This window comes from Halobacillus campisalis, assembly GCF_030345335.1.
Taxonomy (GTDB): Bacteria; Bacillota; Bacilli; order Bacillales; family Halobacillaceae; genus Halobacillus_A; species Halobacillus_A campisalis.
This window is the reverse complement of record NZ_JAPVRC010000005.1, coordinates 166,567-190,881: the sequence shown is the minus strand read 5'-3', so window position 1 is coordinate 190,881 and position 24,315 is coordinate 166,567. Positions and strand designations below refer to the sequence as shown.

The following is a 24,315-nucleotide window of genomic DNA, read 5'->3' as shown; positions in this document are numbered from 1 at the left end:
GCCTGTCGGCAGAGATCATTTTTTGTTAAAAGGAGAGAATGCAGATGGATGCTCAATTATTGATTGAGTACGGTTGGGTGCTGATCGTACTCGTCGGTTTAGAAGGGATACTTGCGGCGGATAACGCCCTTGTGCTGGCGATCATGGTGAAGCACTTACCTGAAGATCAACGGAAAAAGGCATTATTTTATGGATTATTAGGGGCCTTTGTGCTCAGGTTTGCCTCGTTATTCGTCATTTCCTTCTTAGTCGACGTTTGGCAAGTTCAAGCTTTAGGGGCCGCGTACTTATTATTCATTTCAGGGAAACATTTATTTGATAAATGGCGAGCTAAGAACGGCAAGGATGAGGAATCTGGAGGAGAAAAGGAGCCAGAAGGAGAAGGGTCAAGTTTTTGGATGACTGTAGTCAAAGTAGAGTTAGCGGATTTAGCTTTTGCTGTAGATTCCATTTTAGCTGCCGTTGCTCTAGCTGTGGTATTGCCAGCAACGCCTCTCCCGAATGTAGGAAGTCTCGATGGCGGTCAGTTCGCTGTTATTTTAACAGGGGGAATGATCGGAATCATTATCATGCGTTTTGCAGCTAACGTCTTCGTTAACTTGCTGCAATCACGCCCCGGTTTAGAAATTGCAGCCTTTGTGATTGTAGGATGGGTAGGGATCAAGCTTCTAGTTTATACTTTAGCTCACCCAAGCATCCAGATTTTAGATGAACACTTCGCACATTCGACGGCTTGGAAAATCACCTTCTATACCGTGCTCGTAGGTATAGCCCTTGCTGGTTGGTTTTTATCAGGAAAGAAAAAAGTAAAAAAAGCATAATTGTCAGCCGTGGGATATATCCCGCGGCTTTTTTTGATCTATTTCAATGGTACGCGCGTTTTCATTATATAGTTTGTTATAGTCAACTATATGGGTATTTAAAGAATAGAGGAGGGATTGTATGGGAAAAGCTGCTGATAATAAGGTGGATCAATTTCGTTATGTGAAAAACAGGATTCAAATGTTGAATGAGGTGGTTTCTTCAATGGACCCGGATCATATGGATATGGGGGACTACAACCGTGTACTTGAAATGATTGAACAGCTGCAACTGAAGATGACAAGATTTAAACAGGACTGGCAGAAAGATGAGTAAGCGTGGAGCTTTTCTTATGTGGGCGTGGGTTGCATTTATCGGGTATGCGATGTTTCTAGCCCCTTCAGACGATCCAGGATATTTACGCCAGCTTATTACGATGGACGAACCAGATCCCTTGCTCCTGTCGGTTTTTTCCATGCTTGGGATGTTCCCAATCGCTTTTACGATATTGTTAATACGTAATGATGAACATAAATGGCCGGCGATGATCTTCGCACTGGCATCATTTGGACTCGGAGCATTTGCGCTTATGCCCTATTTCGCGTGGGTAACGGGTATACCGAGCCGTCCCTTACGTTTTCCGAAAAAAGTGATTGCAGCAGTGCAGCATCCTGTATTACTCGGGATTTTGGCTCTTGGGGTCATAGGTTTAATATTTTATGGCGTAATCTCTGGAGATTATGGATTATACTCCAGGGCGTTTATGGAGTCCTCGTTTGTTCATGTGATGACCATTGACTTTTTTGTGCTGGCAGGCCTAAGTGTTTATGCCCTTCATTGGGATGCTCAGAAAAGAAATATATCGGTCACACCGTGGCTCGGTTTACTACCTGTTATCGGCATCTTATTGTATATCGGAATGACTAGAAATCAGAGGTGGAAAAATGGAAATGAAGCGGATCACCCAGAAGGAAGCTGAGGAAATTTCCGAATGGCACTACGAAGGAGAGTATAGCTTTTATGATATGAAAGCGGATCCTGAAGATTATGAAGAATTCATCCATGAGGAGACGCGCAGTCCTTATACATACAGTGTATATGAAAGTGACGATTTGATGGGCTTTTTCAGTGTATATAAGGGAGAGGATGAAACAATCAGCATCGGCCTCGGAATGCATCCTGAGTGGACAGGAAAAGGGCTGGGGGAATCATTTATCCGTGAAGGGCTGGACGCACTTTCCAAAGAGTTGACGTTTTCGAAAATTTCCTTAGCTGTCGCTGTTTTCAATAAACGGGCGATTGCCGTTTATGAACGAGCGGGGTTTGTACCAGTACATACGTACCAGCAAAAAACGAATGGGGCGTCGTACACTTTTTTGAAAATGGAGAAAGTCGTTAAATGAAAAGCAAATCGTTTATACACGGATCTCCATCTGTTTTACAATAGGCAATGAAGGAGTGATCAATGATGACGTTACACCACTTTCATTTGAAAGCTGACTGGCCGGGCGGACGCAACGAAGTCGGCTATATCGAGTCAGATAAATTGAAGACAAAAATATCTATCCCGAAAGAAATGGATGGACCTGATATCGGCACGAACCCTGATGAAATGCTGTTAGGAGCCGCAGCGACTTGCTACATTATCAGCCTGGGTGCGTTAATTGAGCGGGCACGTCTGCCGCTGGCTGAGATGAGTATGGACTCAGAAGGGATTGTTGATGTGACGGAAGGGGTCTTTACGTACAAAAAAATCATTCATAAGCCGAAAGTTTTTCTAACGAACGAGGCGGATGAAAAGCAGCTTCAGCGTCTCGATAAATTAGTGAAACAAGCGGAGTCCAGCTGTATGATTTCAAAAGCAATCGCCGGTAACGTAGAACTGGAATTGCAAGCGGAAACCGGTATCCAGTAAGGAGGATTTGTTCCGTCTTGTGGTGAGTGAAAGGTGGTTTTAGGAATGGACTCGCTTTCCGTGGTAGTGCGGTGAGCTTCCTCAGGCTTCGCCTTCCGGGATCTCACCAATCACTCTCTTCCCACAGGAGTCTCGCCCATTCCAAAAACCACCCCTTTATAATTAATGGACGGAACAATTTAAACTCACACATCATTCACGTAGTACAGTTTGTGTTCTTATAATTGATCTGAAAGAACTATGACTTTCATGAAGAGGGACCAAGCAAGAACCATTCATCACTCTGCGAAAGAGATCAAACGCTATGGTAGAGCCTTTCTTTGGCTTTGGTAAGTAATGTTTTCGTTCCTGATATTATGGAAATGGGGTCTTGGAAATGGGGAGACTCCTGCGGGAATGGATAGACTGGCAAGACCCCGGAGAGCTTTTAGCTCGAGGAGGCTTGCCGTCATCCCCGCGGAAAGCGAGCCATTTCCAAGACCCCATTTTTCCAAATAAAAATACTGAAACTGACCTTCCAAGTTAGGAAGGTTTTATAGACCTTGTATAGAAAAAAGAGCTGGCCCAAAAGTCTAATCTCCTAGACTTTTGGGCCAGCTTCATTATATTAAAAAAGATAGACGCGGGCTTCATATGGTGCAAGGTGAAGGGTCTTCGTATCTTTTTCGTCTGAAAGCTTTTTGTTAGCTAATAGAAGCTGATCTTGTTTCAGCGTGTAATCGCTCGTAAAAGTAGCTTCTACGTCTGTTAAATTCGTAATGATAAGAGCGGTTTTTCCTTCGTACGTACGAGTATAAGCATAAATTTGCAAATCCTCAGGCATCAGCAGATCGTAAGGACCATACGTGAACAGTTCATAGTCTTTCTTCAACTGGATTAATCGCTTGTAATGGGCCAGAATGGAATCATTCTCTTTTTGCTGGCGAGCGACATTGACCTGCTTGTAATTCGGATTGATCTTCATCCACGGTTGACCGGTAGTGAATCCAGCCTGTGCTTCATCACTCCACTGCATAGGGGTCCGGCTATTATCGCGGGACGTCGTCCATAGGATAGACATGATTTCGTCGTGACTCAGCCCTTCAGCTTTTTTTGTAGTATAAAGGTTCTTTGCGGCTACATCATCATAATCTTCGATGGATGGGAGTTCAATGTTCGTCATGCCGATTTCCTGCCCCTGGTAAATGAAAGGAGTTCCCTGCATGAGAAAGTACATGGTGGCTAAAGAAGTGGCGCTCTCATACCAATAATCTTCATCATCGCCCCAGGTGGAAACAACGCGTGCTTTATCATGGTTCTCCACGAACAATGCATTCCAGCCGTCGCCTTCGAGCGCTTTCTGCCAGCGGGTGAGCGCTTTTTTCAAACCTACAACATCGAGTTGCTGTTCCGCGTCTTGATCCCAGAGGTCCAGATGCTCAAATTGAAAGACCATATCCATTTTTCCTTGATCCCCGACCCACTGGTCCGCTTCTTCCGCACTTACACCGTTAGCTTCTCCGATCGTTAAAGCATCGTATTTGCCGTAGGTTTCGTCCTTGAACTCTTGTAAAAATTCATGGATGCCTTCCTGGTTCATATGCATTTGAAAGGAAGTAACATATGGTTTGTCATTAGGATTTGGAAGATCAGGTAACCCGGCGCGTTTTTTAATGTGGCTGATGGCGTCGATTCGGAAGCCGTCAATGCCTTTATCGAGCCACCAATTGACAGTATCGTAAAGGACCTGGCGAACCTCTTCATTTTCCCAGTTCAAGTCGGGCTGCTTTTTAGAAAAAAGGTGGAGATAATACTGCTCCGTTTTCTTATCATATTGCCAGGCAGATCCTTCGAAAATACTTTCCCAGTTATTTGGTTCTTTGCCGTTTTTCCCATCCCGCCAAATGTACCAATCCCGTTTAGGGTTATCCTTAGACGAACGAGATTCGATGAACCATGGGTGTTCGTCACTCGTATGGTTAAGCACGAGATCTATGATCAGTTTCATGTCACGCTTATGAACTTCTTTTAACAGCTGATCGAAATCTTCCATTGTCCCGAATTCTTCTAAAATATCCTGATAATCTGAAATGTCATAGCCGTTATCATCTTTAGGTGACTTATACATAGGACAGATCCAGATAAAGTCGATGCCGAGATCTTTTAAGTAATCTAAACGTTCAATCATACCTTGTAAATCTCCAATCCCGTCTCCATCAGAATCCTGGAAACTTCTTGGATATACCTGGTAACCGACAGCTTCTTTCCACCAAACTTTTTCCAATATCATTACCTCACTTTTTATAGCATTCGATTTCTAAACCATAATGGTCCGACACGACAGGCTCATACTTTCCATTAAAAATGACGGAAGATTGACTGACATCAACCTGGTCGTTTGTGAAAATATGGTCGATCTTCAAATCGGATGAATTTTTGTCCCATCCGGCAATCTTTCCTTCTATTGTACATGAACCAAAAGTTTTATGGGCTGTTTCATGAGCATCCATAAATCCTTTGCTTTTCAAATAATCATATCCTTCGTTCCTCTGGCTGTCTGCAGCATTGAAATCTCCCATTAAAAAAGCAGGGGAGGAGACCGTTTGCACTAACTGGTTGATTTGCCGTTCGTAAGGTTCGTCTGCATCGCCCCACCACCCTAAATGACAAGAATAGAAAGAAAGAGAGGAGCCGTCGATAGTTAAAGTAGCTCCGACAATTTTTCTTGATTTCCAAAATTCGATACGATTTGATGACGTAATATAAAACTTATGCACTTGATCAACGGGGTGACGCGTTAACAAAGCAATACCCTCTTCATACACTTCGTAACCTATGTGGGAGATATCCCAGTGAAGTTCATAATCATCACTGCCAAGATGCTTCAGCTTTTCAAGCAGTACAAGCCCGTAATTATCCTGCTTGATGTCCTTATAAACCAAAGGACTGTCTTGATGCTGGTTTACCTCTTGAAGAGCAATGACATCATATCGTTTTTCGTGGATGACTTCAGCAAGACCTAGGATTTTATCTAGTTGTTTTTCTTCCTGCCATGCGTGCACATTCAACGTTAACAGTCTCATTTGTTTAGCCCCTGCTTTTTGGATTTCTTAATTTACCACGTCCGCTTTAGGTTCATAAATCGCTTGCCTTTCAAGTTAATGGTGAAGGGATTACGTATCAAATTACTAACTTGTGCAAACGTTTTCGTTGATTCATATCATAAATGATTACATAAGGGTTGGCAATAGATTTTTTTCTTTAGCGGGGAATGAATCTGTACAAAATCCTTCGCTACTGAGGGAAGTACGGCGGAATTTATGGTCTTTCCTTACTTGGATAAAATCGTCACTTTTCAGAAGAGAGGTTACCGGGTATAATAAGAACAAACGTTCGTAATTTGGAGTGGTGATAATGGATTATTCAAGTTATCCTCGGCATGATGTGCTGTGTATCGATATGCGTTCCTTTTACGCAAGTGTAGAATGCACGAGACGGGGGCTGGATCCGACAAAGGCTTTACTGGCAGTGGTCGGCGATCCGAATCGAAGTGGAAGCATTGTGCTGGCTGCATCTCCCGCTTTAAAGAAAAAGCATGGAATAAGTAATGTCAGCCGTTTCTTTGAATTGCCGAAAGACCCCGATATTGTAATTGCTCAAGCACATATGGGTGATTATTTAGAGGTGTCTGTAGAAATTACCAAAATGATGATGAGCTATGTACCGCCTGAGGCGATTCACGTGTATTCCGTCGATGAGTTGTGGGTGACAATTGATGGCCTGGAAAAGTTGTATGGATCACCGGCTGACATCGCCCGGATGATTCAGGATAATATCCGGGACCAATTCGGCATCGAGTGTGTCATCGGCATCGGAGATAACAAATTTTTAGCTAAAGTCGTTATGGATATCCACGCAAAAAAGGCTGCCAATGGGATAGCTGAGTGTCGATATGAAGATGTACAGAAGTTATTGTGGCCTACTCCGATTGAAGATATTTGGGGCATCGGTTCGCGGATGATGCGCAACTTGAACAGACTCGGAATTGTAAGGCTCGGCCAGCTTGCCGAATACCCGCTCAAATATATGAAAAAGCATTATGGAATCATTGGTGAACAGCTGCACTGGCACGCATGGGGTGTTGATTTAAGCCCTGTCCTTGGAGATTTTACTAAAAGCGAACAGAAAGGTTACGGACATGGCGTCACCCTTCTTCGTGATTACACAGGCGAAGAGTTGCCGACGGTCATCCTTGATTTATGTGAAGAAGCCTGTCGGCGCGCAAGAAGAGACAAACAAGCAGGAAGGACTGTTCATCTGTCGGTCTCCTACTCAAGCGAAGGAGGAGGGGGGTTCAGCCGATCGATGTCCATGGATCTTCCGACGAATATAACAATGGATATGTATCATTTATGCATGCGGTTGTTCCGTACGTTTTATGATGGAGAAAGCAAAATACGGAGAACGAGTGTGACCCTTACGAATTTAGATGAAGACATCGCTACCCAGCTGACATTATTCGATGATCGGCCGAAGAAAAAGGATGTAGGGATTGTAATGGATGAGATTCGCGACAAGTACGGGTCGACCGCGATTTTGAGAGCGAGCAGTTTTACGGATGCAGGGATTACGCCAGAACGCAGCAAGAAAATCGGTGGGCATTTTGCTTAGATTAATAACCCTTCAGTTTAGTCTGGAGGGTTATTTGTACGCCGGAGGGTTGTCCAATTAAAAAAGCAAGCAGTTCAAAATAAAGACAACTGTCCCCGAAGGAAATCCCTCGGGGACAGTCAGTGATCTAATAGGGGGTTAATTAATAACCGTAGCCACCATAACTAGCTCCAATAATGATCAAAAGAATGAACAACACAACGAGCAAGGCAAAGCCGCCGCCATATCCGTAGGACATTCATAACCACTCCTTTTAGTATAATTAAAGAAACTGAATCCTCGTTTCTTTAGTACTATACTATGGCGTGTTTACATATGTTGATTGGACGTTTTTAATGTTTTTTAATCTGGCTTTGTTAGATTTTTGTGTGAGAATAAGTTCCATTATTAAGTTTATATAGGAACCCCGGTTATCCTGAAAACAAGCCTTCGAGATACCTGCTGTATTATTCAATCATTTTCTTATGAAAATTAAAAGGAAGTTTAAGGTGATTTTTAACTTCATGTTTGTCCTGTGTACCGTTAAAACCAGGAAAGTGGATGGTAATTATATAACATCATATAAAAGTTCTAAGGAAGAGTGTCAACGAAAGCTTAGAAATCAACTGGAAAATTGCTTTAAGAGGTGAAACTATTGTGAAACAATAACGTTACAGTGAATGCCGCAGATTTTATCATACCGTGAATGAACAGGGAGGAAAAAAATAAAATGAAGGATCCTAAGAAATTGATCTACGCCTACTTTCATTTAGGAACTCCATTGCTCTATTTTTTGGGATATACAGCCATACAATTTTTTAGAGGGAACCCCGTTGCCGCCTCGATACCTGACACTTTATCCGTTATTGCTATTTACTCTTTTATCATGAACATCATGTGGTTATTCTATGTTGATAAGCTTGATAAAGCTATCAATAATGATAGAAAAAATCAGACTTTAAATGCACGTGAGAATACTTAATGATTTTTAATACAATATATAATTTCGACTAATCAAATACATGATTTGGAGAGATGACTTTAGGATCGGCTTCGACACAAACTTCAAATTTCAGCGGAACGATATGTATGCAAACCTAAAGGATTGCGACTTCCTCACATTTCATATATATTAAGAGTAATACAATAGAATATTAAGTCCTTCGGGGTCGGGTGAAAATCCCAGCCGGCGGTAATGAACCTTGTGTTCCGAGCCCGCGACGGGGAAGCAGCAGTTATGCGTTTCCCCCTGATTTGGTGTATATTCCAAAGCCGACAGTTAAAGTCTGGATGGGAGAAGGAGTGAAGCGCGTCTTGAGGTACAGGGGAATTCTGAATCTGTATCCTTTATTTGGCGTACCTTTATGCTGATTTACATGTAAAACCAACCCTGGGGAAGTCTATCTTCTTCAGGGTTTTTTTGTATAGGAAAAGGAAATGAAGAGGAGGGATAAAATGGACCGCGATGAAAAATATATGCAGATGGCGATTGCCATGGCGGAAGGAACGGTGGGGCAGACAACTCCGAACCCATCGGTGGCTGCCGTGGTCGTCCGCGCCAATCAAGTGGTCGGTCTCGGCGTCCATGTCAAAGCAGGAGAGCCGCATGCAGAAGTCCACGCGCTAAAGATGGCAGGAGAGAAGGCGGAAGGTGCTGAGATTTATGTGACACTTGAGCCGTGCAGTCATTACGGACAGACGCCTCCGTGCGCCCAAGCCGTCATTGACGCTGGCATAAAGCGAGCCATTATTGCTTCTCATGATCCCAACCCGAAAGTGAGCGGACGCGGCATTCAAATGATGGAAGAAGCGGGCATTGAAGTGAAAACCGCTGTTCTCAAAGAAAAAGCGGATCAGCTGAACCGTGCTTTTTTTCACTTCATCCAGACGAAACGGCCTTACGTACGCTTGAAGTCAGCCATCAGTATGGATGGAAAAATTGCTACGTCGACTGGTGAAAGTCAGTGGATTACAGGAGTAGAAGCACGTTTGGATGGACACCGCTACCGCCATCAATCAGCTGCCATTCTCGTTGGCGTGAATACGGTGATGATGGATAATCCGAAATTGACGACCAGACTGGAAGGTGGAGGAGATAACCCTGTACGTATCGTGTTAGATACGAACTTACGCACTCCGCCTGCCGCCCAACTCATTCAAGATCCATCAGCTCCAACCTGGATTTTTACAGGGGCTGGGGTGACAGAAGAGCAGCTCACACCTTTTCAAAATTTCTCTCATGTAGATATCATCCAGTTCCAATCAGAAAAGGTCGATATAGAAGAGGTCGTAGACTATTTAGGGGAACAAAAAATCACGTCCCTGTTAATTGAAGGGGGCGCCACAGTAGCTGACGCTTTTGTAAGATCAGGACACGTAAATGAAGTAATAACCTATATGGCACCGAAAGTAATTGGTGGTGAGAAATCCCTCACATCCGTCGCTGGAGAGGGAATCAGCAGTTTGAAAAATATAGACCGGTTTGAGTTTGTATCGAGCGAAAAAATCGGTGACGACTTGAAAATCATAGCAGTTAAAAAGGAGGGGTAAATATGTTTACAGGAATCGTTGAAGAGATAGGGTCTGTCAAAGGGATTAAAACAAAAACAGAAGCACTAGAAATCAGCATTCAGGCGAAAGATATATTGGACGATGTGAATTTAGGAGACAGCATATCCATTAACGGCGTTTGTCTGACAGTCACAAGCTATACCGATCGAAGTGTTGAGTTTGATGTGATGCCGGAAACCTTTAGAGCTACGAACCTTAACGAGCTGAAGCAAGGGAGTCCTGTCAATTTAGAGCGAGCCATGGCAGCAGGAGGCAGGTTCGGTGGTCATTTGGTTTCCGGACATATCGATGGAACCGGTCAGATCGTCAATAAAACGCCTGAATCCAATGCGGTTTATTATGAAATTGAATTACCGGATGAACTTATAAAATATTTCGTTTATAAAGGATCGATTGCAGTAGATGGAACGAGCTTGACCGTTTTTGGAGTGAAGGAGAACAAGGTAACCATCTCCCTGATTCCTCACACGATGGAACACACTGTGTTAGGGAATAAAGGAGCGGGAGATCGAGTGAATATCGAGTGCGATATGATTGGCAAGTACGTAGCGCATTTTTTAGGGAAAGATGAGCCGGACGAAAAATCGCAGATGACCAAAGAATTTTTAAGTGAAAACGGATTTGCTTAACGGAAGGAGCAGCACTATGTTTGATTCAATTGAAATAGCTATAGAGCGTTTAAAACAAGGTAAAATGGTTATTGTATGTGATGACGAAGATCGTGAGAATGAAGGGGATTTGATAGGTCTGGCCGAGCATGCATCGACGGAGATGATCAATTTCATGATCACTCACGGCCGTGGTCTGGTGTGTGCCCCGGTAACAGGAGAAATCGCTGAACAGCTGGAACTCATTCCTATGGTAGGAACGAATACCGACCCCAATCAAACTGCTTTTACCGTAAGTATCGATCATAAAAACACAACCACCGGTATATCTGCGGATGAACGGGCATTAACAATTCGAGAGTTGTTGAATCCTGAGTCGAGCCAGGAAGATTTTCAAAAACCTGGACACATCTTCCCGCTTGTGGCTAAAGATGGAGGCGTCCTTCGCAGAGCTGGACATACCGAAGCAGCCGTCGACCTGGCCGTTTTAGCAGGATCCAAACCAGCGGGGGTCATATGTGAAATCATTAAAGATGACGGCACGATGGCAAGAGTGCCTGACTTAAGAAAAATGGCCGATGAATTTGATATCCCGATGATTACAATTGCTGATTTGATCCAATACCGTCACCGCCATGAAGATCACGTAAAACGTGAAGTAGAGATTCAGCTTCCTACAGAATACGGAGATTTCCGAGCTGTCGCCTATTCAAATGACATTGATCATAAAGACCACATCGCTTTAATCAAAGGGGACATCAAACCTGGAGAACCAACACTCGTCCGTGTCCACTCAGAATGTTTAACGGGAGATGTGTTCGGATCATACCGTTGTGACTGCGGTCCGCAGCTTCATAACGCATTAAGGCAAATCTCAGAGAACGGCAGCGGAGTTCTGCTTTACATGAGACAAGAAGGACGAGGTATCGGTCTTGTTAATAAAATGTTTGCATATAAGCTGCAAGAGGAAGGGTTAGATACAGTAGAAGCCAACGAAAAATTAGGCTTCGGCCCCGACCTCCGTGACTACGGAGTAGGAGCACAAATATTACGGGAACTCGGAATATCCAAGATCAAGCTGTTAACAAACAACCCTAAGAAAATATCAGGATTAAGCGGCTGGGACCTAGAAGTCGTAGAAAGAGTTCCAATCGAAACCCCATCCAGAAAAGAAAACGAACTCTACCTTAAAACCAAACAATCCAAAATGGGCCACCTCTTTCATTATTAGAAAGAAAAGCGCAGGGGGGCGATTAGGCCTGAAACGCATAAGCAAGATGCCGCAATCAGGTGTTTTGTCCTGATGGAGGTAGATTGCTTATGACGCGAAGGCCTGCCCCCTGCAGCTGGACAGAAAGAAAAGCGGAAGCGGCCTGGGGTAAAGGAAGATCGACTAAAACCGGCACGTCCTGTGCCAACGTCGACCTGACCCCCATCCTGGGCGCCTAGGACCGTACGCATAAGCAATACAACGAAGTGAAGCGAGTCACCAAAACCAAGTAAAACAACAATAAAGGAGAGAGACAATTGGTAAAAGTATTAGAAGGAAATTTAGTAGGCAGTGGTTTGAAAGTAGGAATTGTAGTTGGACGTTTCAATGACTTCATTACAGGACGTTTATATGAAGGTGCGGTAGATGCGCTTAAACGTCATGGAGTAAATTTAGATGATGTAGAAGCAGCGTATGTACCGGGGGCTTATGAAATTCCGATGGTAGCAGGCAAAATGGCTAATTCGGGAAAATATGACGCTGTTATTACGCTTGGCGCAGTCATTCGCGGCTCCACTCCACACTTCGATTACGTGTGTGGAGAAGCGGCTAAAGGGGTTTCTCAAGCCTCCATTCAAAGCGGAGTCCCTGTCATTTTTGGTGTCATCACGACAGATACTATTGAACAAGCTATTGAGCGTGCTGGAACGAAAGCAGGGAATAAAGGCTGGGAAGCAGCAACAGCTGCTATAGAGATGGCTAATTTGAATCGTCAATTCGAAGTATAATGAGTGAAGTCCCTTGAACTGCTGTTCAGGGGACTTTTCAATAAGGGGCTCGGATTCGATTAATTCTGTACATAACAGGGTACATCTAAAGCAGTGAGATTTTTGAAATGAGGGTTTTGTATGGGGAAGCGGATCGTATGGTTTCGCAGAGACTTAAGACTTAATGACCAAACGGCATTATCACGTGCTGTGCAGGATAGTGGGGAAGGGGATGAGCTTCTCTTCATTTTTCACATCCACCCTAAATTGATCGAGGAATTTACGGTGCGGCACGATTACTTTTTCCAGACGGTTGATGCGCTCGTGAAAGATTGTGAAGCTTACAAGGCGCCGATCCACTTCTTATATGGAAAAGAGGAAGAAGCATTCAGCCAGCTCATTAACAACGCTGGTGAAATCAGCGGCGTATACTTCAATTATGATGAGGTGGGTTTTGGTAAACAAAGGGATGACCACATGATCGAATGGTTTCACGAACAAGGGATTCCGGTATATTCTTCAATCGATCACCACATTCATTCTGCAAGAGAAGTTACTAAAAAGGATGGCGGATTCTATAAAGTGTTCTCTCCTTATTTTAAACAATGGCAGCAGCTTGATAAGCCGGAACTTCAAACCGTTGACTTGGAAAAAGTTAAACGGTATGGAGTGGATGAACGGGAACATTATAAAAAAGGCGGGAATAAATGGGAGTCTTTAAAAAAGCAATTTGACTATAAAGGAAATGATATAGGTGAAAAAGCTGCTTTAGAGAGGCTTCATGTCTTTTTGGACGGGGCTATCTATGATTATGAGGAGCATCGTGATTTCCCGGCAGTGGACGGGACAAGCTTGATGTCCCGCTTTTTGAAGACGGGAGCGATTTCTCCGAGGACGATTTACCATAAAATCAGAGAAGAAACAGACGGTCGTAAAGGACAGAAGGGAATTGACACCTACATCCAGGAGATCGCCTGGCGCGACTTTTATAATATGATTTATCACTTTTATCCTGAGGCACACAACCTTGAGATGGTTGAGAAGTATCAGGGGATCGATTGGAATGTAGATGAAGAGTACTTAGAACGCTGGAAAAAAGGTGAAACGGGTTTTCCGCTCATTGACGCTGCCATGCGCCAGCTGAATGAAACAGGATGGATGCATAACCGTCTCCGTATGGCGGTGGCTTCATTTTTGACAAAGGATCTACTGATGGACTGGCGACTAGGTGAAAAGTATTTTCAGGAACGTTTGGTCGACTACGATGCCGCTTCAAATATTGGAGGCTGGCAGTGGGCGGCTTCGACCGGCACTGATCCCGTCCCGTATTTCCGGGTGTTCAATCCTACTCGTCAATCTGAGCGGTTTGACCCTCACGGCCGGTTTATTAAAGAATGGGTGCCCGAATTAGAGAATGTAGAAAAGAAGTACATTCATGCACCTGGTACCATGCCGGAAGATATTCAACAAAAGGCAGGTTGTCTAATCGGGAAAGACTATCCTGAACCGATCGTGGATCATAAAACAATGAGGAATAAGGCGATTGACCGATTTAAACAAGTGAAAGACTATAATTGATACTATGACCTGGAGGTAATTACATTGACGACACATCGCAAACAATTAGAAAAGTATGCAGAAGTAGCACTGAAGAAAGGAGTAAACATTCAGTCAGGACAAGGGTTGATCATCAACGCTCCGATTGAGGCTGCTGACCTTGTTCGCATCATTACAGCTAAAGCGTATGGAAAAGGAGCGAAGAATGTTCATATCGAATGGAGCGACGAAATGATAAGCTACATGAAAATGAAAAACGCTCCTATGAGCATTCTGGAGAATTTTCCAAAATGGAAAGTAGATGCGTTAGAAGGAATGGTGAAGGACGGGTATTCCTTATTGACCGTTTACGGTCCTAATCCTGACTTGCTGAAGGGTATAGACTCTGAACGTATCGCAAAAGCCAATAAAGCGAGTGGAGAAGCATTGACGACGTATCGGGATTACATTATGAATGATAAAGTGACGTGGTCAATCATTGCTTACCCACAGGCTTCCTGGGCTGAAAAGGTGTTTCCTGACGACACAACGTCCAATGCTCAAAAGAAATTATGGGAACAGATTTTTTCCATTACTCGTGTCGATCAGCACGATCCGCTTAAAGCATGGGAAGAGCATAATGAGACGCTGAGAAAAGCACGCGAATACTTGAATACAAAGCAATACAAAAAACTTCATTATAAAGGTCCGGGCACAGATTTGACGATTGACCTTGTCAAGGACCACATTTGGCATGGCGGCTCAACGGAGTCAGAGAAAGGCGTAGAGTTCAATCCGAACATGCCGACCGAAGAAGTGTTCACAATGCCTCATAAAAACGGAGTTCAGGGAACCGTAAGCAGTACGAAACCTCTGAGCTACGGCGGGAATTTGATCGAGAACTTCACCTTGACATTTGAGAATGGAATAGTGGTCGACTATACTGCTGAGTCAGGAAAAGAGACGCTGAAGCACTTGTTAGAGTCTGATGATGGAGCGAAGCGGTTAGGTGAAGTGGCGTTAGTACCTGATGAATCGCCTATCTCTCAATCCGGTCACATTTTCTTCAATACGCTCTATGATGAGAATGCGTCTTGTCACCTGGCTTTAGGTAAAGCGTATCCGACGAATGTCAAAGGAGGCTCCTCCATGACGAAGGAACAGATGGACCAGCAGGGAGTCAATGACAGCCTTGTACATGAAGATTTCATGATGGGATCTTCAGAGCTTGATATTGATGGAGAAACTCATGAAGGAGAATTCGAGCCTGTATTCCGTAACGGATCATGGGCGATCGATTTTGAATAAGACATGATGAAAAAAGCGAGCCTCTGAGCTCGTTTTTTTTCTATGTTAAAGTTCTGTGTTGATATTCACTCAAGCTTCCTATAGTGGAAGACTCAGTTTCGAGACATTCTGCCTGTTTCCTTCACAAAAATAGAGCTTGAAGGTCCGGGAAATCACTCGCTTTCCATGGGTGTACGGTGAGCTTCCTCGGGCTAGCGCCCTCCGGGATCTCACCATGTACTGTTCTCCCATAGGAGTCTCGCAATTTCCCGGCCCTTCTTGCTTTTGTAAGGATAACGGAAAAATCATATGCGCTGCTTCATATAATAAATAACGGCTTTTGAATAATAGCCAGCGAGACTTTTGTATGACGAAGATGCTTGAAACTACCTAAAAGTGCGGGGAGTTTTAATACTAAAATATTATAACTAAAGCACTGAAGTTTAATGTTGATAAAATGCTTATTGAGGCAATTTCGAGAATCTCCTATATTGTTGAATAAACGACCGTCTTTAACATAGCTTTTTTGTAAAAGCAGACCATACTACGCCTCTATCAATTGTTACAGCCTTATCAAAATAATTACAGTTTGGTTAAAAGCCTGTGAAAATTAATTCATTAACCTTCCAAGTATGTTAAAAAAGTATAGATAGGTTTTAATTCTAATAAAAGAGTGTATAAATGTATTATAGTGAATCTAGAGGTGAAACGATATGAAGAAACGAGACGCGCTTTTTGATAACGCAAAGATATTCTTAATATTTCTCGTTGTATTCGGCCACATGGTTCAGCCGGCTACACATGAGTCACGTGAAATGTACACCGTTTATACGTGGATTTATACGTTTCACATGCCTGCATTTATTTTTCTTGCCGGCTTTTTCGCTAAAGGCGCAGGAAACAAAGATTATATCATCAATTTAGCTAAAAAATTAATACTTCCTTACCTGATTTTCCAGTTTGTGTATACAGGCTATTTCCTATTCATCGGTAAAGATGGATGGTTGAATGCCCCGTTCTATCCCCACTGGTCTCTATGGTTCTTGTTCAGTTTATTCTGCTGGCATATTCTTTTGATTGTCTTCCGAAAAATGCCTCCTATGGTAGGAATAGCTCTGGCGGTCGGGATTGGAATTGTTGTCGGGTATGCGGACAGTATCGATCAAACGTTCAGTTTGTCTCGTACCTTTGTATTTTTCCCGTTTTTCCTAATCGGCTATTGGCTGACGAAGGATACGGTCAAGAAATGGAGAATGCCGAGCGTTCGAGTTGCGAGTTTAGTCTTTATGACCGCGCTGGCTGTTGTCATAGCGCTTGCTCCTGAATTCAATTCGGATTGGCTGCTTGGTTCTAAATCCTATCAAACGTTAGGTGAGCCTGAGTTAGGTGGAATTTACCGATTTGGAGTATATCTGCTTGGTATTTTAATGACAGTAAGCGTAATGTCATGGATTCCGAACACCCATTACAGCTTCACTGCCTTAGGCGGACAAACGCTGTACGTGTATTTACTTCATGGTTTTATCGTACAGTGGTTCAGACAGCAAGACTGGGTACAAATCAATAATGTAGCGGATTTTGCATTCTATGTTGTATTTTCAGGCTTAATTGTTTATTTGTTGTCAACCAGCACTATCCGGACCATTACTCAGCCATTTATAGAAGGCCGGGCTGCTTTATTGAAGAGCCAGTTGGGCCGCAACAACGACAACGATCGATATCGCACAAATTAATAGCAAATACCTCCCTTATGTTTTAAAAAGCTGTTCTTGTGAGAGAATAAGCTGACAAGAGAAGGGAGGTATTTTTTATGCCAAAAATACTTATGGTTGCTACAAACGTAGATCAGATTGCTGATCGAAAAACAGGCTTATGGCTTTCGGAATTTGTCGAACCAGCCACCGAATTCCAGCATGCAGGAATTGAAGTGACAGGGGCGAGTCTTAAAGGGGGGAGGATCCCGATCGATCCTCACAGTTATAGTAATGAGCTCCCCCGCGTGTGGGACGGAGTGATGGAGCCGATACATGACACGATCAAACTTTCTGAAGTGAACCCTGAAGAATATGATGGCATCTTTTTTTGCGGGGGTCACGGGGCTATGGTAGATTTTCCGAATGCAAAGGAGATCTCGCCATTGCTTGCTCATTTTGCTCATCATTCGAAACTCATCGGGGCAGTTTGTCATGGCGCTGCCGCGTTTATAGGCGCGGAGGACGTAAACCACATTCCAATTATCAAAGGGAAAAAGGTGACAGGCTATTCTAATGAAGAAGAGAAGGCTTCGGGAATGATGGGTACCGTACCGTTTTCACTTGAGGACGAGCTTGAAAAGGCTGGAGCCAGCTATGAAGCGGCAGCTCCTCAAGAAGAGCATGTGGTAGAGGATAGGTTTTTCATTACTGGCCAAAACCCTCAATCTACACGTGCCATCGCAGAGCTTTACAAAAATCGTTTATTATAAAAACGAAGCTGTCCCAAAAGCTTTCTTGAATCTACAAGATCGGTTTCGTTATGAGGAGAAATGGGGCCTTGGAAATGGATCGCTTTCCGCTGGGAAGACGGCAAGCCTCCTCGAGCTAACGTTCTGTGGGGTCTTGCCAGTCTATCCTTCCCGCAGGAGTCTCACCATTTCCAAGGCCCCATTACTCTGTTTAGAGGAACGAAACCACCTTTGCATGTAATACAGAATTTAATGTAGAACATGCATTACCGTGGGTGTGAGAGCAATCTTTAACTTAATGGATAGGATTAATTCCGAGAACATCTATAACGCAAAGGGCGTAGGGAAACGGTGAGACTCCTGTGGGATACGCGGGTTAGATGAGACCCCGGAATGCGAAGCCTGAGGAGGCTCAGCGCACGCCCACGGAAAGCGAACCGTTTCCCGGAGCCCTAACTCTCATTAATGTCTCGGAATCGGTCCTTTGAAGTTTTGTATAGAAAAAAACAGGGCTGTCCCTAAAAGTCTGGATCTTAGACTTCTGGGACAGCCCCGTCTTTCGTTTAAAAGATCAGGTGAGCAATCAGTGCGATGACTGGAAGCGTAATAATCGTACGTAATAGGAAAATAATGAAAAGATCCTTCAAATTGACTGGAACTTTAGAGCCAAGCAGCAAGCCGCCGACTTCGGACATATAGATAAGCTGAGTAACAGATAAACTGGCGATAACAAATCGCGTCATCTCGCTTTCGATACTTGCTCCGATAATTGCCGGTAAGAACATGTCAGCAAAACCGACAAGAATCGTTTCCGAAGCTGCCGCTGCATCAGGAATCTGCAGCAGCTGAAGGAATGGAATGAACGGATAACCTAACCACGTGAACACCGGTGTAAATTCAGCGATGACTAATGCGATGGTACCAAGTGCCATAACAATAGGAGCTACACCCATCCACATGTCCAGGATATTTTGGCCGCCTTCTTTGAAAAATTGCACGGGTCCCTTTGCTTTGCTTCCGCGTTCTACAGCTTTAGTGTAAGCATAAGTAACCGTGTTATGTTCATCAGGAATTTCTTCTGTGGTGTCATCGGCTTCTTCCGTTACATACGTATTCGCTTTACGAGACAAAGGAGGTATTCTAGGCATGATCAAAGCAGCTATGAACCCTGCAATGGCAACTGTCAGATAAAACGGAATGAACATGTGTTCCAGATCGACCTCGGAAATAACAACTAAGCTGAACGTGATCGATACGATAGAAAACGTTGTACCGATGACTGCAGCTTCCCTTTTTGTATAATATCCTTCTTCATATTGCTTACTGGTAAGCAGCACGCCGATCGTTCCATCTCCAAGCCACGAAGCAAGAGCATCGATCGAGGAACGTCCCGGGAGTTTGAACAAGGGACGCATCACCTTAGTCAAGATGACCCCAAATAATTCAAGGAGTCCAAAGTTCAATAGTAACGGAAGGAACAAGCCTGCAAAAAGGAAAACAGCGAACAGTACATGTAGTAAGTCTCCTAAAAGTAGTCCGCCGGTGACATCGGAAATGATAGCATCCGGCCCAATTTGAAAATAGACCATGATGGCAAAAATCATGCCGAGAACTCGGGTGACGACCCATACGGGAGGAACGTTGAAAAGAGATTTGAAAAACGGTGTGCCGTTTAATTTCTCTGGTCCTGCCACTTTAACAGCGACGGTTATAATCGCTGTAATGGAAATGATCAGCATCATAATCAGCGATATAGAGGATGCTAAAGTATCTTGCAGCCAGTTAGCTAAAATAGCAATTAATATAGTGACGCTTTCTTCTTCGCTATCATAGAAGGGAACCATGAAGAGAATGATCCCGATCAATGAAGGAATAATAAATTTCAAATGAGAAGAAGCCCGGAATTGACTTGCTTTCATATAAGAACTCTCCCGTCTGTAAATAATAGGCTCTGTAAAAATTCCGTGATGATATTCATATAAGCTGCCATACCTTGATAACTCAGCTTTTAGATTATTTCCTTTTCTAAGAATGGATCCGGGAAATCACTCGCTTACCATAGGCGTACGGTGAGCTTCCTAATCTTATATGGCTGCGAAACTCCATTACCTTAGAACCGAGTCTTCTATACAACTGCCGTATCCAAGAATAACACTCTTATGAAAAATCAATAACGACGTTTACCATAGCTAAATAACAAAGAATAAATATACAGCGTTTTTTATTTTAATACGATTAGAGAAAAAAGCCAATAGAAAATATTAGGTAATATAATGATGTAGAATTCTATCCACCGAGGGACCGTAACTTTCACCGAATATATTCAAGTGGACGAGCAAATAAAAAAGCTGGTAGAGAGGTTTGATTTCCTCGTAGTATTCGGGGAGAGGAGAAACCTCTTGATAAGCATCATAGAACTCTTCTGGGAAGCCGCCGAACAATTCAGTAAAGGCGATTTCAAAGGAAGGATCTCCGTATAAGACAGAAGGGTCAATTAAGTAAGGCTCGCCTTCTGGCCCTGCTATATAATTTCCGCCCCATAAATCCCCATGCAGTAAAGAAGGGGAGGAGACGTCAGGTACCCATCGTTCCAACTGCTGAATCAGCATCTCTAGCTGCTGTTTTCTTTTCCCTTTGATGTTTCCGTTCTCTACACCGATCTGCAGCTGGTTGCGCAAGCGGAAGTTGCGGTAATATTCGATCCAGGAATTCTGCCAGTCGTTCGGCTGATCGAGTTCTCCGACAAACGTCGGTTCCCCAAACCCATGAGCGTTTGAGGTGTGCTGATGCATGAGTGCTAAATTGGTTCCGAGTTTTTGTCCAGTATCAGACTTCTTACGGCCTTCGATCCATTCGAGAACGAGAAACCCGGGTTCATTGGATTGAGGTTCATCATAATAAAAAACGTCCGGCACAGCTATGGTGTTTGATTTTTGAATCATTTGTAATCCCGCCGCCTCTGCTTTAAAGAAGTGGGGAGGGACGTTACGGTTGCCCTTTATGAAGTACTCGCGGCTGCCTGTGCGGACATAGAAAGCTTCATTGATATCTCCACCGCTGACCGAACGGATTTTTTCTACTTCGCTATCATCTCTCAGGTTATGTAGTACACGATTTATCTCTCTTTTCATACATGACCTCCTCATTATGCAGTTATTCATTTATACCCTTTAGGACGAAATCACAACCTTGAAAAAGAAAAAATCAGAGCGGGGGCTCTGATTTTTTAATGGATGATAGGTTTGACATCCTCATATTTAGCTTCTCTCTCATAGGCGTAGATGGTGTGGATTTCTTCAAACCCCAGGCTTTCATACAGTTCCTCGGCTTGTTTATTGTTTGTTCGAACGGAAATGGTGACGACTTGTACGTCGAACACATAAAAGGCGTACTGGAGAGCATGGTCGATCAGTGCTGAACCAATGCCGCTGCTGCGTTCAAAAGGAGATACATTGACGAAACATATTTCACCTTCCTGAGGCGTAATCATTTCAAAATATAAATAACCAATCAGCTCACCATTTTGCTTATAGCCCCATAATTTATTTGTATCTTCTTGAGAAAGTTCTACCATTTCTCTCGTCGTATAATAGGCTCCCTCCGGGTGGAGCTCATCTAAAGCAGCATGCTCATAATCTTGAATTTCTTCAATAAAAGAGTTCTTTTCACGGGAAGGCGTATAATGAGATTGGTGAAGGACCAGCGTCTTTTCAGTGTTGTAAAGCTGGAAATGGTGACGTTCGGCAAAGGAAACTAAATCCTTGTTCGCTTCAAAACAAGCGACCTTGACGGCGTCAAAATGCAGCTGGACGGTAAGCGAAGCCTTCTCCCATAAACCTTCGATCACTTTTGTTCCCTTCCGAAGAGAAAAAGGGCCGAGCAAACGACATAGCTTTTGTTCGAAAAATGGCAGGATGCCAATGAAACCTATGATTTCTTCGTTTTCCCAGGCGACATAAGCAAGCGGTTCCTGAAATTGAGTAAGAGTCCAAATTTGTTCAAATATTTCATCGGGATCTGAAGCAAGCCAGGCAACATAATGTTGATCCTGCTCGTTCATGCCGTGCAGCCACTCAGCAACCGTATGTAATTGTTTTACTTCTAACTCCGTAATCTGCAAATCAATCACCTTTCTCCCTTTTGCTAAAATCATGCCATAAGAAGGTAGGGGAGTAAAGTAAATTCAATAGAAAAAAACCAACCAGTGCGGGGAACTGGTTGGTTTAAATTACGTATTACTTATTCCCTTTTCCTTTACCAGGCTTATCCTTATCTTTCCCTTTATCCTTGTATGTGATTTCATATTCGAAAGGTACAGGATTCAACTGGTCTTGTGGAGCGGCATAGTACGTAGTCATATAAGTCTTACCAGGGCGGAAGGCTTTTTGGATATTCAATGCATCTTCCTCAGTTACGTTAAAAGGATCGACTTCGATGACTTGATGCTTGCCGCCTTTATTTTCCTTGATGAAGGTAACTCCGTAATTGATGAATTCCTCATTCAATTCATTTTCATTCACGAAATCTTCAGCGATATTACTGTTTCCATCTAAAGAAATATTCGCTTCAGGGACAGTGATATTATCAATGAACCAGCCTTTATTTGTTGTTCCCCAGTCCGTAAGGTAACGGAAGGAAACGAGTACTTCTTCGCCGGCATATTCAGAAAGGTCGAACGTTTCGTTCTGATATCCATCAAATGTGCCTGTAAATCCAGGGACGTTTTCTTTGATCTTTGGATATCCATCTTCTACAACATCGGAACGCGTATTGTCATTTTCAAGTGAGGTCCAAGTGTCGCCGTTATCTGTGGAAACCTGAACGACTCCGAAGTCCCACTGTTCTTCGATATCTGCATAGTGATCGAAGGTAAGGGTAGCTTCGTTTAATCCGGTTAAATCAGCTTCGAAAATCAGCTTATTATCAGCTTCATCGCTTTTGCCGCCGAACAGAACCTGCTCGCCGCTTCCAAGCGGGTCTTCCACTGTTTCCCACTGAATCGGCATGAAGTCGATGCCGTTGAAGCTGAAGTCTTCTACTTTTTGACCAGGCTCGATGTTGAATTCTTTAAAGTCAGTACCCCAGGCAGGAACGCCGTCTTTTTCATAATCCTTTGCTTTTTCGAAATCAACCGTCATTCCGCGAGGCTCGTCCTGTCCATCTACAGGAAGATCGCGCAGGTCAATGTTTTCAAAGCCATACAGGCCGTCTTTGTATTTATTATCGTCTAACACTAAAGCAGAAGTGAAGTCTTGATACACTTCGTTAAAGGTTGTATCGATACCGAATTCTTCAAAAGCATCTTCATAGCTTTCAATGCTGTTCAATTCGCTTTTCGCGATATAGCGGATGAACTCTTGTCCGAATCTTTCATAGTTATAAAGAGTGAAAAGCTGCACTAGGCCATAGTCCGCAATGGTTTCTGGGCCCGTTTCAGCGTCTACGTGTTCGTCCCAGTTGGTAAGAGAATTCTCGGGGTGATCCAGAAAGAAGTTGATAGACCCCTCAGACATCCCGTACCCGCCTAAGAACTCAGAGAAAGTCGACATGCCTTCATTGAGCCAGCTCGTCTCATCAGAATCGTTATCTGCGTGGATCAAGTGCTGCAGCTCATGAATCGTTGTGCTGAAGAATGTGCTTTCCAGACGCGTATCCCAGTCTCTGGAATCGATCGTGATCATATTACGATCGGTATAGTTCTCTAATGTCTGCCAGAAGAAACCGGCAACGAAGAATGGATACTCCGGATCATAGTAGTTGTCATCCTTGACGTTATCTACCATGATAAGGACTTTGTCTCCGTCTCCTTCGTAGTAGTCTTCAGGAACTATTCCTAAATCTGCAAGACCAGACTCGGTACCGTCCAGGCTGTCTGGACTGCCGAAGAAATCCGTGGCTACAGGGTACATGTTCGTATCGAATTCCTCCGCCATTGTGTCAACCTGGTCCTGAGTAATGACGTGTGGATCACGCGGATCGTCCTCCGCAAAAGAAAGGTCGTTCGCTACCCATACTTCTGCATGCTCGCTTTCACTTCTAAGAGTGAATTCTTTAAATGCAAGATCTCGGTCAAGGAACTGTTTCGTTCCTCCATCATATGTAAAATTACTCTCGGAGTCTGAATCCTCACCCTCATTGAAATTCGTATCCTCAGCATTTTCCTTTATCTTCTGATCAGCCTCTTGCTGGAAACCTTCTTGGTTCTCTTCTTTTTCAAGCTTTCCGTCAATATCGATCGTATCGCCATAGCGTTCTTTGTTCCAGTTCTCATACTTTGAGCTTGCGCTGACATCTGAATTTGCGGCTGGCGCAAATAAAGACAAAGTCAAAGCGCTGACTGATAATAAAGCAGTCATCTGTTTTTTCATGTGCATGAATACCTCCTAATGGAATTTATTTCGTGACCCGCAATTTCCATTATAAGGCGTACATGAAAAATATTCAAAATATTTCGAATAGTAAATTGGAAGTATTTTTTAACTAAACATGTCATAAGTATGTCGATTAAAAGTCCTTATAAATAGCTAATTTATACTAATTTTGCTGGA

23 protein-coding genes and 1 riboswitch are annotated in these 24,315 nt (G+C 43.5%); of the genes, 16 read left to right on the top strand and 7 right to left on the bottom strand.

The annotated features are described in order from the left end of the window. Nucleotides 1-44: 44 nt before the first annotated feature. The 5 genes from O2Q26_RS12385 (at nt 45) to O2Q26_RS12365 (ending at nt 2,716) form a co-directional block, all read left to right on the top strand. The gene (locus tag O2Q26_RS12385; RefSeq protein WP_253937004.1) at nt 45-821 is read left to right on the top strand and encodes a TerC family protein; all 777 of its coding nucleotides are present in this window, start codon (nt 45-47) and stop codon (nt 819-821) included. Nucleotides 822-942: 121 nt separating this feature from the next. Continuing rightward, nucleotides 943-1,137, top strand: coding sequence for an SE1561 family protein (locus tag O2Q26_RS12380; RefSeq protein WP_289216193.1), 195 nt, complete (start codon nt 943-945; stop codon nt 1,135-1,137). After that, a complete protein-coding gene (locus O2Q26_RS12375) occupies nt 1,130-1,780 on the top strand; it encodes a hypothetical protein (RefSeq protein ID WP_289216192.1) in 651 nt (216 codons plus the stop codon). Before O2Q26_RS12380 ends, O2Q26_RS12375 begins: the two co-directional genes overlap by 8 nt. Next, nucleotides 1,746-2,204, top strand: a complete 459-nt coding sequence (locus tag O2Q26_RS12370) for a GNAT family N-acetyltransferase (protein WP_289216191.1) — start codon at nt 1,746-1,748, stop codon at nt 2,202-2,204. The genes O2Q26_RS12375 and O2Q26_RS12370 overlap by 35 nt, the downstream gene beginning before the upstream one ends. A gap of 65 nt (nt 2,205-2,269) precedes the next feature. Beyond that, nucleotides 2,270-2,716 (top strand): OsmC family protein, encoded by a 447-nt coding sequence (locus O2Q26_RS12365; RefSeq protein ID WP_289216273.1) that lies wholly within the window; start codon nt 2,270-2,272, stop codon nt 2,714-2,716. A gap of 607 nt (nt 2,717-3,323) precedes the next feature. On the opposite strand, the gene O2Q26_RS12360 is transcribed toward O2Q26_RS12365, so the two are convergent. Then, complete coding sequence (locus O2Q26_RS12360) at nt 3,324-4,979, bottom strand: glycoside hydrolase family 13 protein (RefSeq protein WP_289216190.1); 1,656 nt, start codon at nt 4,977-4,979, stop codon at nt 3,324-3,326. A 10-nt stretch (nt 4,980-4,989) separates the two neighbouring features. Then, the gene (locus tag O2Q26_RS12355; RefSeq protein ID WP_289216189.1) at nt 4,990-5,778 is read right to left on the bottom strand and encodes an endonuclease/exonuclease/phosphatase family protein; all 789 of its coding nucleotides are present in this window, start codon (nt 5,776-5,778) and stop codon (nt 4,990-4,992) included. Between the two features lie 331 nt (nt 5,779-6,109). Here O2Q26_RS12355 and O2Q26_RS12350 point away from each other — a divergent pair, with 331 nt between their 5' ends. Further along, entirely contained in the window at nt 6,110-7,366 is a 1,257-nt protein-coding gene (locus tag O2Q26_RS12350) for a DNA polymerase IV (RefSeq protein WP_289216188.1), read from the top strand. 142 nt (nt 7,367-7,508) lie between these two features. Here O2Q26_RS12350 and O2Q26_RS12345 read toward each other — a convergent pair whose 3' ends face one another. Next, nucleotides 7,509-7,604, bottom strand: coding sequence for a YjcZ family sporulation protein (locus O2Q26_RS12345; protein ID WP_125556768.1), 96 nt, complete (start codon nt 7,602-7,604; stop codon nt 7,509-7,511). Between the two features lie 471 nt (nt 7,605-8,075). Between O2Q26_RS12345 and O2Q26_RS12340 the strand changes: the two genes are divergently transcribed. The 10 genes from O2Q26_RS12340 to O2Q26_RS12295 all read left to right on the top strand — a co-directional run bounded on the left by O2Q26_RS12340 (nt 8,076) and on the right by O2Q26_RS12295 (nt 17,788). Continuing rightward, on the top strand, nt 8,076-8,327 hold the full coding sequence (locus O2Q26_RS12340) for a hypothetical protein (protein WP_289216187.1): 252 nt from the start codon (nt 8,076-8,078) through the stop codon (nt 8,325-8,327). 173 nt (nt 8,328-8,500) lie between these two features. Continuing rightward, nucleotides 8,501-8,651, top strand: a riboswitch (FMN riboswitch). A 149-nt stretch (nt 8,652-8,800) separates the two neighbouring features. Then, nucleotides 8,801-9,895 (top strand): bifunctional diaminohydroxyphosphoribosylaminopyrimidine deaminase/5-amino-6-(5-phosphoribosylamino)uracil reductase RibD, encoded by a 1,095-nt coding sequence (ribD, locus tag O2Q26_RS12335; RefSeq protein WP_289216186.1) that lies wholly within the window; start codon nt 8,801-8,803, stop codon nt 9,893-9,895. A gap of 2 nt (nt 9,896-9,897) precedes the next feature. Further along, the gene (ribE, locus tag O2Q26_RS12330; protein ID WP_289216185.1) at nt 9,898-10,545 is read left to right on the top strand and encodes a riboflavin synthase; all 648 of its coding nucleotides are present in this window, start codon (nt 9,898-9,900) and stop codon (nt 10,543-10,545) included. Between the two features lie 16 nt (nt 10,546-10,561). Then, nucleotides 10,562-11,755 carry a bifunctional 3,4-dihydroxy-2-butanone-4-phosphate synthase/GTP cyclohydrolase II gene (locus O2Q26_RS12325; protein WP_289216184.1) on the top strand — a complete coding sequence of 398 codons (1,194 nt, stop codon included), beginning with the start codon at nt 10,562-10,564 and terminating at the stop codon, nt 11,753-11,755. A gap of 89 nt (nt 11,756-11,844) precedes the next feature. After that, nucleotides 11,845-11,973, top strand: a complete 129-nt coding sequence (locus O2Q26_RS12320) for a hypothetical protein (protein WP_289216183.1) — start codon at nt 11,845-11,847, stop codon at nt 11,971-11,973. Nucleotides 11,974-12,051: 78 nt separating this feature from the next. Next, nucleotides 12,052-12,522: a 6,7-dimethyl-8-ribityllumazine synthase gene (ribH, locus tag O2Q26_RS12315; RefSeq protein ID WP_253936993.1), complete on the top strand. Its 471-nt coding sequence runs from the start codon at nt 12,052-12,054 to the stop codon at nt 12,520-12,522. Nucleotides 12,523-12,642: 120 nt separating this feature from the next. After that, the gene (locus tag O2Q26_RS12310) at nt 12,643-14,079 is read left to right on the top strand and encodes a cryptochrome/photolyase family protein (RefSeq protein WP_289216182.1); all 1,437 of its coding nucleotides are present in this window, start codon (nt 12,643-12,645) and stop codon (nt 14,077-14,079) included. A gap of 24 nt (nt 14,080-14,103) precedes the next feature. After that, nucleotides 14,104-15,345, top strand: coding sequence for an aminopeptidase (locus O2Q26_RS12305; RefSeq protein ID WP_289216181.1), 1,242 nt, complete (start codon nt 14,104-14,106; stop codon nt 15,343-15,345). 692 nt (nt 15,346-16,037) lie between these two features. After that, nucleotides 16,038-17,057, top strand: a complete 1,020-nt coding sequence (locus O2Q26_RS12300; protein ID WP_289216180.1) for an acyltransferase family protein — start codon at nt 16,038-16,040, stop codon at nt 17,055-17,057. Nucleotides 17,058-17,134: 77 nt separating this feature from the next. Further along, nucleotides 17,135-17,788, top strand: coding sequence for a type 1 glutamine amidotransferase domain-containing protein (locus O2Q26_RS12295; RefSeq protein ID WP_289216179.1), 654 nt, complete (start codon nt 17,135-17,137; stop codon nt 17,786-17,788). 542 nt (nt 17,789-18,330) lie between these two features. Here the strand turns inward: O2Q26_RS12295 and O2Q26_RS12290 are convergent. The 4 genes from O2Q26_RS12290 to O2Q26_RS12275 all read right to left on the bottom strand — a co-directional run bounded on the left by O2Q26_RS12290 (nt 18,331) and on the right by O2Q26_RS12275 (nt 24,135). Further along, nucleotides 18,331-19,686, bottom strand: a complete 1,356-nt coding sequence (locus tag O2Q26_RS12290; RefSeq protein ID WP_289216178.1) for a YjiH family protein — start codon at nt 19,684-19,686, stop codon at nt 18,331-18,333. Between the two features lie 342 nt (nt 19,687-20,028). Then, on the bottom strand, nt 20,029-20,898 hold the full coding sequence (locus O2Q26_RS12285; protein ID WP_289216177.1) for a fructosamine kinase family protein: 870 nt from the start codon (nt 20,896-20,898) through the stop codon (nt 20,029-20,031). Nucleotides 20,899-20,993: 95 nt separating this feature from the next. Then, complete coding sequence (locus tag O2Q26_RS12280; protein ID WP_390215988.1) at nt 20,994-21,896, bottom strand: GNAT family N-acetyltransferase; 903 nt, start codon at nt 21,894-21,896, stop codon at nt 20,994-20,996. 106 nt (nt 21,897-22,002) lie between these two features. Then, entirely contained in the window at nt 22,003-24,135 is a 2,133-nt protein-coding gene (locus O2Q26_RS12275; RefSeq protein WP_289216175.1) for a M6 family metallopeptidase, read from the bottom strand. Nucleotides 24,136-24,315: the final 180 nt, after the last annotated feature.